The 15,874-nt window shown below is 65.9% G+C and carries 13 protein-coding genes; 7 read left to right on the forward strand and 6 right to left on the reverse strand.

The genetic code is table 11. The annotated features are described in order from the left end of the window. The first annotated feature begins 7 nt into the window (after positions 1-7). Both VFE28_04430 and VFE28_04435 read left to right on the forward strand, forming a co-directional pair. Positions 8-706: an amino acid racemase gene (locus VFE28_04430; GenBank protein HZM15229.1), complete on the forward strand. Its 699-nt coding sequence runs from the start codon at positions 8-10 to the stop codon at positions 704-706. A 189-nt stretch (positions 707-895) separates the two neighbouring features. Beyond that, complete coding sequence (locus VFE28_04435) at positions 896-3,430, forward strand: sodium-translocating pyrophosphatase (GenBank protein ID HZM15230.1); 2,535 nt, start codon at positions 896-898, stop codon at positions 3,428-3,430. A 107-nt stretch (positions 3,431-3,537) separates the two neighbouring features. On the opposite strand, the gene rho is transcribed toward VFE28_04435, so the two are convergent. The 3 genes from rho to VFE28_04450 form a co-directional block, all read right to left on the reverse strand. Continuing rightward, entirely contained in the window at positions 3,538-4,803 is a 1,266-nt protein-coding gene (rho, locus tag VFE28_04440; protein ID HZM15231.1) for a transcription termination factor Rho, read from the reverse strand. A gap of 224 nt (positions 4,804-5,027) precedes the next feature. Then, a complete protein-coding gene (locus VFE28_04445; GenBank protein ID HZM15232.1) occupies positions 5,028-5,555 on the reverse strand; it encodes a hypothetical protein in 528 nt (175 codons plus the stop codon). Positions 5,556-5,700: 145 nt separating this feature from the next. Further along, the gene (locus tag VFE28_04450) at positions 5,701-7,290 is read right to left on the reverse strand and encodes a PQQ-dependent sugar dehydrogenase (GenBank protein ID HZM15233.1); all 1,590 of its coding nucleotides are present in this window, start codon (positions 7,288-7,290) and stop codon (positions 5,701-5,703) included. A gap of 239 nt (positions 7,291-7,529) precedes the next feature. On the opposite strand from VFE28_04450, the gene VFE28_04455 reads away from it, so the two are divergent. The 4 genes from VFE28_04455 to VFE28_04470 all read left to right on the forward strand — a co-directional run bounded on the left by VFE28_04455 (position 7,530) and on the right by VFE28_04470 (position 12,107). Continuing rightward, a complete protein-coding gene (locus VFE28_04455) occupies positions 7,530-8,960 on the forward strand; it encodes an RNase adapter RapZ (protein HZM15234.1) in 1,431 nt (476 codons plus the stop codon). Then, positions 8,957-9,694: a nucleotidyltransferase family protein gene (locus VFE28_04460; GenBank protein HZM15235.1), complete on the forward strand. Its 738-nt coding sequence runs from the start codon at positions 8,957-8,959 to the stop codon at positions 9,692-9,694. Before VFE28_04455 ends, VFE28_04460 begins: the two co-directional genes overlap by 4 nt. Positions 9,695-9,851: 157 nt before the next feature. Further along, positions 9,852-10,334: a DinB family protein gene (locus VFE28_04465; GenBank protein ID HZM15236.1), complete on the forward strand. Its 483-nt coding sequence runs from the start codon at positions 9,852-9,854 to the stop codon at positions 10,332-10,334. Positions 10,335-10,337: 3 nt separating this feature from the next. Then, complete coding sequence (locus VFE28_04470) at positions 10,338-12,107, forward strand: FlgD immunoglobulin-like domain containing protein (GenBank protein HZM15237.1); 1,770 nt, start codon at positions 10,338-10,340, stop codon at positions 12,105-12,107. 14 nt (positions 12,108-12,121) lie between these two features. Here the strand turns inward: VFE28_04470 and VFE28_04475 are convergent, their stop codons facing one another. The 3 genes from VFE28_04475 to VFE28_04485 form a co-directional block, all read right to left on the reverse strand. After that, positions 12,122-12,535, reverse strand: a complete 414-nt coding sequence (locus tag VFE28_04475) for a hypothetical protein (protein ID HZM15238.1) — start codon at positions 12,533-12,535, stop codon at positions 12,122-12,124. Positions 12,536-12,793: 258 nt separating this feature from the next. Further along, complete coding sequence (locus VFE28_04480) at positions 12,794-13,483, reverse strand: NAD(P)H-binding protein (protein HZM15239.1); 690 nt, start codon at positions 13,481-13,483, stop codon at positions 12,794-12,796. Positions 13,484-13,587: 104 nt separating this feature from the next. Next, positions 13,588-14,529, reverse strand: a complete 942-nt coding sequence (locus VFE28_04485) for an alpha/beta hydrolase (GenBank protein ID HZM15240.1) — start codon at positions 14,527-14,529, stop codon at positions 13,588-13,590. A gap of 239 nt (positions 14,530-14,768) precedes the next feature. Between VFE28_04485 and VFE28_04490 the strand changes: the two genes are divergently transcribed. Beyond that, positions 14,769-15,818 (forward strand): IS481 family transposase, encoded by a 1,050-nt coding sequence (locus VFE28_04490; protein ID HZM15241.1) that lies wholly within the window; start codon positions 14,769-14,771, stop codon positions 15,816-15,818. Positions 15,819-15,874 lie beyond the last annotated feature (56 nt).

Raw genomic sequence — 15,874 nt, forward strand, 5'->3', positions numbered from 1 at the left:
TATGGCCATGATGAAGACCATCGGCCTGATCGGCGGCACGAGCTGGGTTTCGACGCTCGAGTACTACCGTCTCTTGAACATGGAGATCAACGCCCGACTCGGAGGCGACGAGGCGGCGCGCTGCATCCTCTACTCGCTCAACTTCGGTGACATCATCCGCATCCGGGCGGTGGATCGGGACTTGGGCGGCGTCAGCGTGCTGGTCGTGGACGCGGCGCGCAAGCTCGCCGCCGCCGGCGCCGAGTGCCTGGTGCTCTGCGCCAACACCTTGCACATGTTTTCCGTCGAGGTGGAGCGAGAAGTGCGACTGCCTCTCGTGCACATCGCACGCGCCACCACGGCCGCCATCCGGGCACAGGGCTTGAGCCGCGTCGGCCTCCTCGGCACCCGCCCGACGATGGAGAAGGATTTCTACCGGCGCATTCTGGCGGAGAGCGACATCGACATGCTCGTCCCCGACGCAGCCGAGCGTACCTACGTCGACGAGGCCATCGTCGGTGAAATGACGCGCGGAGTCTTCCGCCCCGAAGTGCGCCAGCATGTCCTCTCCTTGGTGCACGAGCTGGGCGAGCGCGGCGCTCAAGGCCTCGTCATGGCTTGCACCGAGATCCCCCTCCTCCTCGCCGACACCGACCCGGGTCTACCGGCCTTCGACACCCTGGCCCTCCACGTCCATGCAGCCGTCGATTTCGCCCTCTCCGCTTGAGACCGCTCCCGTGGAGGCCTCGTTCCAGGCAGTGCAACGCTTCCGACCCTTATGGCGCCCTCGGTCCAGGCCTGCTATATATGGGGCCTTCGGCCTGGCCTGGGGCTCGCCATCCTCAAGCCCCCATGGCGGAGCGCGGCCGAATGGTTCCCACCCACAGAGAACGTTATCCGGGAGAGAGTTCAGATGATGAAGGCCCTCCGTCCCCTGTGCGGCGGACCCCGCCGGCCACGGCTCGCCCTCTTCGCCGCGCTGGTCGCAGCGGTCGTGGCGATCGTGCTTCCCGTCCTCGCGTCGGCTCAGGAAGCTCACCCCGTCCATCGCGGCGGCGAAGCCAATCTGGTGCTGCCCGACCTGGGGCAGGTGCAGTTCCTCGGTCTGAGCGGCCGGGCGCTGCTCACACTCGGGCTCCTCATTTGCGCGGTGGGATATCTGTTCGGTCTGACGACGTACGCCCAGCTCAAGCGCCTACCGGTGCACCAGTCGATGCGCGACATCTCGGAGCTGATCTACGAAACCTGCAAAGCCTACTTGCTGCAGCAGGGCAAGCTCTTGCTCGTCCTCGAGCTCTTCATCGGCTCCATCATCGTGCTCTACTTCGGCCTCCTGCAGCATTTCCCCGCCGTCAAGGTACTCATCATCCTGCTCTTCAGCCTGGTGGGGATCGGCGGCAGCTACGGTGTCGCCTGGTTCGGCATCCGCATCAACACCTTCGCCAACTCGCGCACCGCCTTCGCCAGCCTGCAAGGCAAACCCTTCCCCTGCTACTCCATCCCGCTCAAGGCCGGCATGAGCATCGGCATGGCGTTGATCTCGGTGGAGCTCCTCATCATGCTCTGCATCCTGCTCTTCATCCCGCGGGATTACGCCGGGCCCTGCTTCATCGGCTTCGCCATCGGCGAGTCCTTGGGTGCTGCCGCGCTCCGCATCGCGGGCGGCATCTTCACCAAGATCGCCGACATCGGCTCGGACCTGATGAAGATCGTCTTCAAGATCAAGGAGGACGACGCGCGCAATCCCGGCGTCATCGCCGACTGCACCGGGGACAACGCCGGCGACTCCGTGGGGCCTACCGCCGACGGCTTCGAGACCTATGGCGTCACCGGCGTGGCGCTGATCACCTTCATCATGCTCGCCGTGCCGCAGGCCGTCACCCAGGTGCAGCTCTTGGTGTGGATCTTCGCCATGCGCATCATGATGATCGTGGCGAGCGGCCTCTCCTACCTGGTCAACGAGTCGCTGAGCCGCGCCCGCTACGGCCACGCCAAGGAGATGAACTTCGAGCGGCCGCTCACCAACCTGGTGTGGCTCACCTCGCTCGTTTCCGTGGCGCTCACCTACGTCGCCTCCTACCTCCTCATCCCCGACCTCGGTGATGGCACGCTCTGGTGGAAGCTCTCCACCGTCATCACCTGCGGGACGCTGGCCGGCGCCATCATCCCCGAGCTGGTGAAGGTGTTCACCTCCACCGAGTCGGCCCACGTGCGCGAGGTGGTCACCGCGTCGCGCGAGGGCGGTGCCTCGCTCAACGTCTTGAGCGGCTTCGTCGCCGGTAACTTCGCCGCCTACTGGCTGGGACTTTCCATCCTGGTGCTCATGGGCATCGGTTATGCCGTCAGCACCCTGGGCGTTGGCGCCCTCATGCAGGCGCCGGCGGTGTTCGCCTTCGGTCTCGTGGCTTTCGGCTTCCTCGGTATGGGGCCGGTGACGATTGCCGTGGACTCTTACGGTCCGGTCACTGACAACGCCCAGTCCGTCTACGAGCTCTCCACCATCGAGCAGATCCCCAACGTGAAGGCGGAGATCAAGAAGGACTACGGCTTCGACGTGGACTTCGAGCGCGCCAAGCACCTGCTCGAATCCAACGACGGCGCCGGCAACACCTTCAAGGCCACCGCCAAGCCCGTGCTCATCGGCACCGCTGTGGTCGGCGCCACCACCATGATCTTCTCCATCATCGTCGCCCTCACGGAAGGCCTGAAGCCGGAGTACATTGCCAACTTGTCGCTCTTGCACCCGCCGTTCCTGCTCGGGCTCATCGCCGGCGGCGCCATGATCTACTGGTTCACTGGCGCCTCCACCCAGGCGGTCACTTCCGGGGCCTACAGCGCTGTGGAGTTCATCAAGCGCCACATCAAGCTGGAAGGCACGACGCGGGCGTCCGTGGCTGACAGCCGCAAGGTGGTCGAGATCTGCACCCAGTACGCCCAGCGGGGAATGTTCAACATCTTCCTCGCGGTCTTCTTCGCCACCTTGGCCTTCGCCTTCCTCGAACCATTCTTCTTCGTCGGCTACCTCATCTCCATCGCTCTCTTCGGGCTCTACCAGGCGATCTTCATGGCCAACGCCGGCGGCGCCTGGGACAACGCCAAGAAGGTGGTCGAGGTGGATCTGAAGGAAAAGGGAACAGCGCTGCACGCGGCCACGGTCGTGGGCGACACCGTGGGCGATCCGTTCAAGGATACCTCGTCCGTGGCGATGAACCCGGTGATCAAGTTCACCACCCTCTTCGGGTTGCTCGCCGTGGAGCTCGCGGTGAGCATGGAAGGCCAGCAGGGCGCCGTTCTCACCCGCACGCTCTCGGCACTGTTCTTCGCCGTCTCCGTCTACTTCGTCTGGCGCTCGTTCTACAAGATGCGCATCGGCGGAGCGGCGGGCGCTCCACAGGCGCACCCGCGCCCGGAGGCTCAACGCGAGCACCACGCCGTGGACGCTCATCGTTAGCACGAGCGCAGGGCACACCTCGGGACGGATGAATCAGGTCTATCGTTGAAGTCCGCTGCGCGTGCCGGGCGGCGAGAGACAACTCGGGCCTGGCATGCCCCTCGATCTCAGCGGCCGGCGTGGATGCTGGCGATCAGCTCGGCGTTGGTGGGATGGCGGTGCAGGAGCTCGAGCAGCCCTTCCATCGCCGCCGGCGGCTCCAGGTTGGCGAGCACGCGCCGGAGCAGGTACATGCGGGCGACAACGTCTGGCGGGTACAGCTTCTCTTCCTTGCGAGTGCCGCTCTTGGAGATGTCGATGCACGGGAAGATGCGCTGCTCGAAGAGCTTGCGCGACAGCACGAGCTCCATGTTGCCGGTGCCCTTGAACTCCTGGAAGATGACTTCGTCCATCCGCGAGCCGGTCTCGATGAGCGCCGTCCCCATCACCGTGAGGCTGCCACCACCTTCGATCTTGCGCGCCGAGCCGAACACCTGCCGCGGCGTCTGCATGGTGTTGGCGTCGAGACCACCGCTCAGCGTCCGCCCCTGACCCTCGGTGAGGGTGTTATAGGCGCGAGCGAGGCGGGTGATCGAGTCCAGGAGGAGGAACACGTCCTTCCCGGCGAGCACAGGCTCCAGAGCCTTGCTGAGCGCCGTTTCCGCCACCCGCACGTGATCCACCGCGGTCATGTCGGAGGAGGCGGCGAGCACCTCGGCGTTGGTAGAGCGCCGGAAGTTCGTCACCTCTTCCGGGCGCTCGTCCACCAGAAGCACGAAGATCTGGATCTCCGGATGATTCTGGTGCACCGCGTTCGCCGTCTCCAGGAGGAGCATCGTTTTCCCCGCCTTCGGCGGCGAGACGATGAGACAGCGTTGCCCCTTGCCGATGGGCGCGATGAGATCGAGGGCGCGGGTGGAGAAGTTCTGCGGCGTCGTTTCGAGACGGATGCGCTCGAAGGGGTCGACGCTGGTCAGCTGCTGCAGCTGCCGCAGCAGATCCAGGAAGAGCGGCGCCGCACGCTGCGGGCCGCGCCCGCGCCGGGGACCCAGGCCGGGGCCGGGGCCCCGCAGCCGCGGACCCTGACGTATGAGGTCGTTCCTCGGGCCGCCGAGGCGTCCGGAAGGGTCGTCCCTGCCTGGACGGCGTGAGCCATCGCGACCCTGGACGCCGCTGTCGCGTCCTTCACCGCGGAAGTTCCGTCGACCATCGCGCTGCGGGTGCTGCGGACCTTGGCGCGGACCGCCGCCACCTTGGTGACGCGGTTCGCCACCGCCCTGCCGACGCGGATCGCCCCCGCCTTGGTGGCGCGGCTCGCCACCGCCGTGGTGGCGTGGCCCACCGCCGCCCGAGCGCCGGGGCCCGCGCGATCTCTGGGGATGCGATCCTCTCAAACCGGCATCGATCTCCACGGTGTCGACCGCCTGTCCGAGCGCGGTCGAATCACGGATCGAAGAGGTGGAGCCTCGGGGGCTTCGGGCTCCCGTTGGGGTGGGACCCGTCGCGGCCATGGCCGCCGGGGAACCTGCGAAATAGCATAGTCCGCCGGGCGGCGCGTGTCACGCGAGAACGCAAGGCCGTACCACACCCAAGCGGTCACCCGCCTGTGGCGCGGGATTCACGCGGCCAACGGGGCCGGCTCGTGCCGGTGCCTGCGCCGGCGCAAAAGCACCCGGACGAGTCCGGCGAGACCCCAGGCGAGGACGAGGAGGGAGGCGAGGAAGTAGGTGCGCAAGCCCGGCCCGGGGCGCACCGAGGCCAGAGGAATGAACCCGAGGGCTTTGGTCCCCGCGTTCTCCACCATGCGGTAGGCAAACCACGAAACCAAGCACATGAGCGCGCCGGTTGCCAGGTGCACGATCGCGGCCAGCGTGGCGCCACGCCGGCGGCCGGCGACGAGGATGCCCGCTCCCACGGTCAGCAGCAGGCTGAGGAGCACGAGCACCATGGCTTCCGGGCTCCGCGAGATGCCCCAGAAGAGAACGACACGCGCTTTCGCCCAGGGCTGGGTGAACGAGTAGACCGCGAGTCCTACCGGGAAGAGGAGCCAGAGACTGTAGAGGAGCCGCAGCGCCCATGGAGGCAGGCGGCGGATCCGCAGCTTCCACTTGGGAAGGCGGCGCAGTTTGGGGCGCCGGAGCCGCATCGCGCGCACTATAAGACGCAGGTGCCGCGGCGATCACCACGTCAATTCCTGTGCCTGTACCGGGCCTCGCGGCGGCCACCACGCCGCACCTCGAGGAAACGCTCCCGGCCGTCAGTCGAGGCGAATGCCGCAGAGAATCCTTCACTCACTGCAGAAGCGTGAGCTTGCGCCGCGCCGTCTCCTTGCCGCCGGTCTCGAGTCGCAGCGAGTACACGCCGGCGGCCACGGAGACACCGCGCTCCGTCTTACCATCCCAACCAATGGAGCCAAACGTTCCTTGCACCGGACCGAGCGTCCGCACCAGACGGCCAGCCGCGTCGTAGATGCGCAAGCGTGCCGTTTCGGGGCGCACCAATCGGTAACGAATCGTGAGGCCTTGCTGCACGGGGGCGGGGTTCGGGAAAGCCTGGAGGCCGGCGTTGCCGGGCACGTCCAAGGCGTCGGTCACCGTGGTATCGACGATCCGATACAGACCCCGGGAGAGACTGCCGCCGTCCGAGAGAACCATGAAGTAGAGCCCACCGTCCGGTCCTGTCTGCAGGTCGGAGATGAAGTCGATCCCTGATGCCCACTGCTGGGGATTCGCTTGCCCTGGGACAGCGGGCGCGACGCTCCAGTTGCTCCCTGACCGCACCAAACGCCGAATGAAGCCGTTGTAGACGTCGGCGAGGAACAGATTCCCGTCGTAAGCGAAGGGGAAGCTGCTCGCCGAACCCGGTACGCGCCGGTAGAGCGGGCCGCCGATGACCGAAGCGCTGCCCCCCGAGGGATTGGGGTAGACATAAATCGGAGAGGTGAAAGGAGGATCCAGGGTGCAACTGACGCTGCGGGATTCCAAACCCTCGAAGGCGGGCCAGCCATAGTTGTTGCCTACATATCCGTCGTATGTGGCGACATCCATCTCCTCCCAAGAATCTTCTCCCACGTCCCCGATGTAGACATCGTTGGTCAAGGGATCGATGCAGAAGCGGAAGGGATTGCGGAGCCCCGCGGCGAAGACCAGACGCGCGTTCTCGTTTGGTCCTGGGAAGGGGTTGTCCGGCGGCGTGATCGCCCCCTTCGCGGGCGGGCCGCCCCCGGTTCCGGGCATGTTCGCGACATCGAGACGCAGGATCTTTCCGGTCAGCAAGTTCGTGTCCTGGGCATTGCAGTTGAAGGCATCGTCCCCGATGCTCACATAAAGGAACCCATCCGGGCCGAAGCGGAGCGTGCCGCCGTTGTGGTTCGAGTTCACGTCGGCGATGCCACCGAGGATCACGTAGGGACTCGCGAGGGTCACGCTCGTGCTCGCTGGATTCGAGAGGGCGCCGCTCGCCTGGCGCATGGTCACCCGGATGGTCCCGTCGTTGTAGGTGCCGTGGAAGTAGAGATAGGGCCGCGTCGGCCAGGCCGGGTCCACCGCGATCCCGAGGAGACCGCGCTCGCCGAAGACTTGCAGCCCCGAGGTGGTCGCGATCACCGCCGAGGTGCTCGACCCGACCGCCGCCAGGCGCACGTTGCCGGTGTCCTTCTCGATGATGAGAGTGCGCCCATCGGGAAGGAAGGCGAAGCCGACGGTAGAGCCGCCGAAGGGCTCGCCCACGACGGCTTGCAAGGCGAAGCCACTGGGTACCGACTGAGCCTGCACTGCGACAGCGCCGGCAAGGCCAGCCACTGTGGCCAAGAACCATGGCAGCAACTGCTGCCAGACGGACCGCGGGAGGCCTTGCCTCGGGTCAGGAGAAGAGCTGTGCATGCAACACCTCCATACTCGAGGAGCGCCTTGGTCGACGTCGCTGCTGGAATGCTACCGGTTCTCTCCCTAGGGAGGTATGCGGACTTGACCCGGTTTTCCCCGAGGAAGACTCCTGAAGGGCGCCGAAGATCCGATTCACTTGCGACCCTGGATCGTGTAAAAACATGGGCGCGGCCGGATCCGGGCGCTGGAGCCCGTGACCAGGCCTGTCCTCGGGTCGTGCGGCGGGGTGGAGGCGCGTGGAAGAAGCTCTCCTGCAGTTGTTCCAGGCGCGTTACGGCGCCGTGGACAACCTGGCTCCCCTGAAGAGCGACGGTTCCGGTCGCAAGTACTGGCGGCTTTCCGGCGCTGGGCGGACTGCCGTCGGCGTGCATGGCCCCGACGCCGACGAGAATCGGGCCTTCCTGGTGTTCTCACGCCACTTTCGCCAGTGCGGCCTGCCCGTGCCGGAGATCTACGCAGAGGACGCGGCGCACGGCGTCTACCTGCAGGAAGATCTCGGTGACATCACGCTCTTCGGCTTCCTCGCCGGGCACCGCCTCCCGAGCGGATTCCCTCCCGCCGCGACGGCGCTGTACGAAAAGGTGGTACGCCTTCTGCCGCGCTTCCAGATCGAAGCGGGCCGCACTCTGAACTACGAGGTCTGCTACCCGCGACCTAGCTTCGACCAGCGTTCCATCCTCTGGGATCTCAACTACTTCAAGTACTACTTCCTGCGCCTGGCCGGCATCCCCTTCCACGAACAGCAGCTGGAGGACGATTTCCAGCGCTTCGCCGCTTTCCTGCTCGAGGCCGGACAGGGTCATTTCCTCTACCGTGATTTCCAGTCGCGGAACATCATGATCCGGAACGGCGAGCCCTGGTTCATCGACTACCAGGGCGGCCGGCGCGGGCCGCTGCAATACGACATCGCCTCGCTGCTCTACGACGCCAAGGCGGACGTGCCGCCGCAGCTGCGCGACCGCTTGTTGCATGTCTATCTCGATGCCGCCAACGAAATCGCCCCGCTGCAGCGCGAGCGCTTCCTGCACTACTACCCGGCTTACGTCCTTGTCCGGATCATGCAGGCCATGGGGGCTTACGGCTTGCGCGGCTTCTACGAGCGCAAGACGCACTTCCTGCAGAGCATCCCTTACGCGGTGCGCAACCTCGAGTACCTGCTGCAGACGTCGCCGCTTCCGGTGGAGCTGCCGGCTCTCTCCCGGGTGTTCCAGGCCCTGGTGTCGAGCTCCAAGCTGCGCCATTACGGGCAGGTCGACCTGCAGCTCACCGTGCGCGTGCAGAGCTTTTCGTTCAAGGAGGGCATGCCCCAGGACGACAGCGGCCACGGCGGCGGCTTCGTCTTCGACTGCCGCGCCTTGCCGAATCCCGGGCGGCACGAGCGCTTCGCGCCCCTCACCGGCAAAGACCGCGAGGTCGCCGACTTCCTCAAGAACGATGCCGCGGTGCGCGAGTTCCTCCGCCACGCCATCGCTCTCGTCGACCGCAGCGTGGAGAACTACCGGAACCGCAACTTCACCAATCTCACCGTGGCCTTCGGCTGTACCGGCGGGCGCCACCGCTCGGTGTACTGCGCCGAGCGCCTCGCCGAGCACCTGCGGCTGCAACATCCCGTGCAGGTGAAGGTCGCCCACCTGGCTCTCGAACCGGCCGCCGCCCCAGCGTCATGAAAGCGATGGTCCTGGCCGCGGGGGTCGGCAGCCGGCTCCGGCCACTCACGGACCAGCGTCCGAAGGCCCTCCTCGAGATCGCCGGCCGGCCCATGCTGGAAATCGTCCTCGCCCGGCTCGCTGCAGCAGGCGTGCGTGAAGTCATGGTCAACGTCCACCACCACGCCGAGCAAGCGGAGCGCTACCTTCGCGGTTGCACACACCTCGGCCTGCGCATCGAGATCTCCCGTGAGGCCGAGCTCCTCGACACCGGTGGTGGCCTGAAGAAAGCCGCCGCCTTTTTCGCCGGCACGGAGCCCTTCTTCGTCCACAACGCCGACGTGGTGAGCGGCGTGGATCTGCGGCGACTCGGCGAGGCTCACGCCGCAAGCGGCGCCGTCGCCTTGCTCTCGGTACGGGAGCGCCCGGCTTCGCGCCTCCTCCTTTTCGACACCGAGGATCGTCTCTGCGGCTGGGAGAACCCAGCGACGGGTGTGCGCCAATGGGCCGCGGGCCCCGTCGCCTCGGTGAGGCGCCTCGGCTTCGACGGCATCCAGGTGCTGTCGCCCAAGATCTTCAACGACTTCGTCGAGACCGGGGCTTTCTCACTCACCCAGGCCTACTTGCGCCTCGCCGGCCAAGGGAAGCGCATCCTCGCCTGGCGCGCCGATGCCTACTACTGGGCCGACATCGGTTCCGTGGACAAGCTCGCCGCGGTCGAGCGGCACGTCGCCGCCCACGGTCTGCCGGCTTGAGGGACCGATCTCCGGGTCCTGGATCGGGACCTGATCGGAAGGACCTGCCCCGAGGGACCGGGCTTGGTGGACCTGTTACGATGCCCGGAAGCCGCGGCGTCCGCCGGACCCGGTCCGGTCCGACATCGAGGCGCCACGATGACACCGGGAGCTGCTCATGACTGCAGCAGAACGTCAGGCGTTGATCGCGCGCTACGGTGAAGGCGTGCGGCAGTTCGAGGAAGCACTGGCCACGGTGCCGGCCGAAGCGATGCAGTGGCGACCGGGGCCGAACAAGTGGTCGGCCCACGAGGTCGCGGTGCACTGCGCCGACAGTGAAACCAACGGGGCCATACGCATCCGCTTCCTCGTCGGCGAGTCCAATCCCACCCTGCTCGGCTACGACCAGGACGCCTGGACGCGCACCTTCGATTACCACGCCTACCCGCTCGACGTGGCGCGGGCGCAGGTGCAAGCCGTGCGGCGCTACACTCACGAGATGATCCGCCGGCTTCCCGAGAGCGCCTGGTCGCGCGAGGGGACGCACACGGAGGTCGGGCGCTACACGGCGGAGGACTGGCTGCGGATCTACGCCGAGCACCTGGAGGTCCACGCACGCCAGATCAGGCGCAACGTGGACGCCTGGCGCGCGGCGCGCTGAGCCATGTCCCCGCACGCGGCGGCAGTCAGCCGGAGCGCCCGAGTCGCGCTCCCTGCGCTCGCTTGCTGCATCCTCGCCGGCATCGCGGCAACGGCAAACGCGAGCCACGACCCGTCGCGGACGGCGACGGTGTTCGTGCATGGGTTCGATCCCGCCGGGGCGACGCAGACCGGCGTCTTCGGCCGCGACGAGGTCGATCCGCTGCTCGAGCAAGCCGCGGCGCTCCTCGGTCTGCCGACGACAGGTCAACCGGGCGGACTCGAGAGAGCCAACGTCGTCACCACCACGCGCTACTACGGCGACACGCCCCCGCCGTACTACGACGGCACCGACCTCGCCGATCTCCAGGCGGTGACGGCCGCCTGGGGCGGCGGCGTGCCGCGCTATGCCCTCATCGTCGCCAAGTACGCTCGCCACGTACTCGAGGTCTCCGGCGCCGACCAAGTCAACATCATGAGCGCCAGCTTCGGCTCCCTCATCGCCCGCTGGTTGATCGAGAAGGACGTCGAGCATCTGGCGAGCCAGGGACGCATCGCGCGCTGGTTGAGCGTCGAGGGTGTCGTAGCCGGGAACTGGGCCGCGAGCCAGGAAGATCTCGTCGGGCTCTCCGAGCTGGTGCTCGCGCCGACCATCGACGTCGAGCACATGGGCTACGACTGGGTCGAGGCGCACCTGCACGCACCGCGGCGGGAAGCGGACTCTGCCTGGTACGCCAGCATCCTGCTCGGGCAGGTGGGCTCGACAGAGGACAGGTTGCACGAGCGCGCCCTCACCGCGGCGATGCTGTCTCGAGGTGCGTATCAGCCCAACGATGGTGTTCAAGGGCTCTGGGATGCCCGCTTCGAGACGGTGACGAACCAAGCGCTCTTCCTCGGACGCCCGCCCACGTGGAGCGTCTTCCACGACACCCATTACAGCTTGCAAGCAAACCAAGCCGCCTGGGCGCAAGCGGTGGTCTTCCTCACCCAATCGCGCCGGGTCACCGTCACCTTGCGCGCCGCCACCGTCGATCACATCCACGAGCCCTCGGGACCATTCCTGGATCTTCGCCCGGCCGAAGTCGTGTTCCAGAGCCGGGTGCGCTCGCCGGCGCTCGCCGCTCGCTGGGGAATCACGGCTGCCGTTTCCGAGCTCACCCTCGAGGGAGGTGCACCGCCACTCCGTCGCTTCGACCACGACGGCAGCCGACTCGAGTTCAACCAGGTGTTATTCGACGATTTCGTCCTCGCCGGGGAGACAGCGCTCGACCTCGAGCTGTGGGCCGAGGAGATCGACCTCGAGCTTCGCTACGGCGTCTCCGAAACCCTCTTGCAACCCTACTTCCAGTTCCTCGGCGGCGGCTTCCTGCAGGTTTCGGCGTTGCAGCCCGGCACCTATTCTTTCGCCACCACCGACTGGCATGGCGATCTCGAGGTCCAGATCTTCGACTATCCCTTCGGAGCGCCCACGGATGCGGCGACACCCTCGAGCCGTTACTTTGGCGACACCGCTCTCCTCGTGTCTCCAAACCCCTTCATCTCCCAGGTGCGGATCCGGCCTGCGCCCACCGCCGCAGGTTCCAGTAGTGGGAACTTGATCTCGGCAGGCGATGCGACACTACGTATCTACGACGCCTCGGGAAGGCTCCTTCGCGCTCTCGTGAATCAGGCAGAGCAGGAATTCGTCTGGGATGGACGCGACGGGAGAGGGAAGACGCTTCCGGCAGGGGTCTATTTCTACGAGCTCATCACGCCCCAGGCCGTCTTCACCGGGCGCGGCCAGCGGCTGCGGTGACGCTTCTTGCACACCTAGGACGGCTCGATCGGCTCATTGGAAAGCCGATCACGCGCGCGAGCGGGGTCGCCGGGCGCCGCCGCGGAACGACGTGCCGCGCGCAAGTAGGCAATGCTCCACAACACCCCGACGCCAATCCCAAGGTAGTGGAGGGACTGGTCGGGTACGCGCATGCCGCCCGCGAAGCACCAGAGAGCATAGAAGTGCGTACCCAAGACGATGTAGAGACTCTTGCGTCCAGCCCTCACTGCCGCGAGGGACCACCGGTCCCGGGTTTCGAAGTCAAGACAAAGCGCACCGACCACCATGAGCCCGACCGGAAGAAAAGTGATGAGGAAGACTGGTACTACACCGAAGCGCGGCTTCAGAAGGTCAGCGATGAAGAGTGGCCCCCCACAATACGAGAAAAGTGCCGCGATCTTCAGCACGGCCTCCCTCATCTGACCTGCCCCCCTGCACTCTATGATCGTCGACCGCCGAACTCATCCGCGTGAAGCGACACAAACTCCCGGAAGCTCATCGCCTGCCGGCCCGTCACTCGCTCCACCCCATCCGTCAGCCGGTCATACCGACCCGCCCGGTTCAACTCGGCCATCGTCACAAGATGCCGGGTCAGGTACTCCGGCAACCCTTCCTTTTTCAGCTCCCGTTCCCAATCCTCGGCGGGGATGTCAGAGTACGTGACCTCACGGTTCAGCGCTTCCGAGTACTTGGGCGACCCCGTGCATGTCCTGCGATCGCGGTCCGGTGAGTTCGTAGATTCGGCCCAGGTGCGGCCCAGGATCGGCGAGGGCGGCAGCGACGACGCGGGCGACATCAGCCGCGGCCACCGGATTGGTCTTGCCCTGCCCGAACGGCAGTTCGATGCGGCCTCGGTCGCGGACGCTCGGACCGGTGAGGGGAAGGAAGAAGCCCTCCAGGAAGACCGTCGGCCGGACGGTGACGACCGGCAGACTGGACCACGCGAGCGTCTGCTCGCTGAGCCAGTGCTGCCGCTGCTGAGGGCTTGGGGTGGTGTGCTGGATGCTCATCTGGGAAACGGTCATCTGGGAAATGTTGACCAGCGCGTTCACCCCGACTTCCCTGGCGACCGCCGCCATGGTCACGGTCGCCTCCAGGTACCCGGTGGACACGGACATGCCGAAATAGACCCGCTGACAGCCGCTGACAACCCGATAGACGTCGGCCGGTTCGAGTAGGTTTCCGACCACCACCTCGGCTCCTGCGGCCCGCAAGGCCGCCGCCCGTTCGTCCTCGCGGCGAACCATGGCGCGAACCGGAAGCCCGCGATCGAGGAGCAGGCCGGTCACGGTTCGCCCGACCGCCCCGAGTTGACCGGCTGCACCGGTGACGAGAATCGATCCGTGATCGATCATGCGGTTGCGCTGCCTTTCGCTGAACGGGTTGGCTCTCAGCTGCGGCTTGCCGTCGGCCTCAAGTATACGACTGGGTCGGGCTGTCGCATGCCCATTCCAAGTCTCTACGGGGAAATCATGCCGGTCGTTCGCAGCCACGTTTCAACTAATTGCGGCCAGCGTGTCACGGGAAGTTCCGTCTGCCGGAGCCCGAATGCGTGCCGTCCTTCGGCGTACATATGCAATTCCGCGGGCACTCCGGCGTCCTTCAGCGCTTTGTAGTAATACAGGGAATGGCTCGGGTCATCCACGTTGTCATCCTGGGCATGCACCAGTAACGTCGGTGGCGTGTCGCGCGTGACATGAATATCCGCGTTCAGCGCATCCGTGCGGTAGTCAAACAGATGTCCCGGATACAACGCTACCGCGAAATCCGGACGACAGGGTTCTTGGTCGGCGGCATCCACCGGTGGATACACACGGCGGTCAAAATGCGTGCTCACCGCGGCTACCAGATGCCCACCGGCGGAAAACCCGAGCACTCCGATCTTGTGTGGATCGACATGCCACTCCGCCGCGTGAAAGCGCACCAGCGAGATCGTCCTCTGCGCGTCTTCGAGCGGCCTGGACGATCTCGTGTTGACGTCACAACCGCAGAACTGTTCCCAGTTCGGTCCGGCATTGGGCACGCGGTACTTCAGGAGCACGCAGGTGATCCCCTTCGATGTCAGCCAGTCACAGACCTCAGTCCCTTCGAGGTCGATGGCCAGGATCTGATAGCCGCCGCCGGGAAACACGATGACCGCGGCGCCGGTGTTTGTCCCCTGTGGCGAGTAGACGGTCAGCGTGGGACGCGAGACGTTGCGTACCTGAAGCCACGGCCGACCGGCGACCATCGATCCGCCGATCGCCGTCGTTTCACTGTCAGGTCCTGCGCGCCCTGCCGCCACGGTCGAGGGCCAGATTGGTACTTGCGTATGCCCCGGCGACGGCTGCCACGGAGCCGTTTGCGCGGCCAGGCCGGAGGACCAACCGACGACACACAGAGCAATGATGGAGGGCTTCATGAGAATCCACGTGTCGCACGGCTTCGTCCGCTGGAGCGGCCTGTCAGGCGCGGTGTGTGCCTGGAGGGGCGTTGGCCGGGAGGACGAGTCGAAGCCCGATGCAGCCATCATGTGAACTTAGCGGGAGATCTCCGGACAGTCGAGGCCTGAGCTCCTAGAAATGGAGAGGGTGCTCAGGGGTCGCCTCCGGTGGTAGGAATTGGGTTGCGAGACTCAGCTCTTACCTGGAGGAGACGGACATGAGCACCCGGGAGAAGCTTATCAAGGCGCGCCTCAGCATGCTAGCTCTGGCCGAGGAGCTTCAGAACATCAGTCAGGCCTGCCAGCGGGCAGGCATCAGCCGCAGTCACTACTACGAGATCAAGGAAGCCTTCGAGCGCTACGGTCCGGAGGGCCTGGCACCTCGTGTCCGGCGCTCGCCGCGGATGCCGAACCAGACGCCGCCGGAGCTCGAGGCAAAGATCCTCGAGATGACCGAACGGTATCCGACCTACAGCTACATCCGGATCAGCCAGCAGCTGCGGCTGGTGGGGGTGGGAGTGTCGCCGCCGGCGGTACGCGGGGTGTGGGCGCGGCACGGCCTGACGCTTCGCTTCCAGCGCTTGCTGTGGCTCGAGCAGCGGACAGCAGCGCGAGGCGGAGTGCTGACCGAGAATCAGGTGCGGCTGCTGCAGCGTCATCGCGGTCGAGTCATCGACCCACAGCAGCACATCGAAGCCCCGCAGCCCGGATTCCTGCTTTGCCAAGACACGTACTTCGTGGGAACGATCAAGGGCGTGGGTCGGATCTATCACCAGACGGTGGTGGACGCCAACAGCTCGCTGGCGTTTGGTAAACTGTACCTCTCGAAGCTGCCGATGACGGCCGTGGACGTGCTCCACGATCGCGTGGTGCCATTCTACGACGAGCATGCCATCGAGATCGAACACATGCTCACGGATAACGGCAGGGAGTACTGCGGTCGGCCACTGCAGCATCCGTACGAGCTGTATCTGTCGATCAGCCAGATCCTGCATCGGCGGACGCAGGTGGGCTCGCCGCAAACGAACGGCTTCTGCGAGCGCTTCCATCGGACGCTGAAGGAGGAGTTTTTCGCGGTTGCCTTCCGCAAGACCGAGTACGAGAGCCTCGATCAGTTGCAAGCGGATCTCGATCGGTACTTGGACTTCTACAACCGTGAGCGCGCCCATCAGGGCTATCGCACCAAAGGACGGACACCGTACCAGGCCTTCGTCGACGGCGTTGCAGAGATGCAGAAACCGGAGGAGGTGGAACCCGAGGCGGCGTAGAATCGATCAACCATCGGAGGCGGCAGCTGTCCGGAGGTCATCAGCTAAGAACACAT

Source organism: Candidatus Krumholzibacteriia bacterium (assembly GCA_035649275.1).
Classification (GTDB): Bacteria; Krumholzibacteriota; Krumholzibacteriia.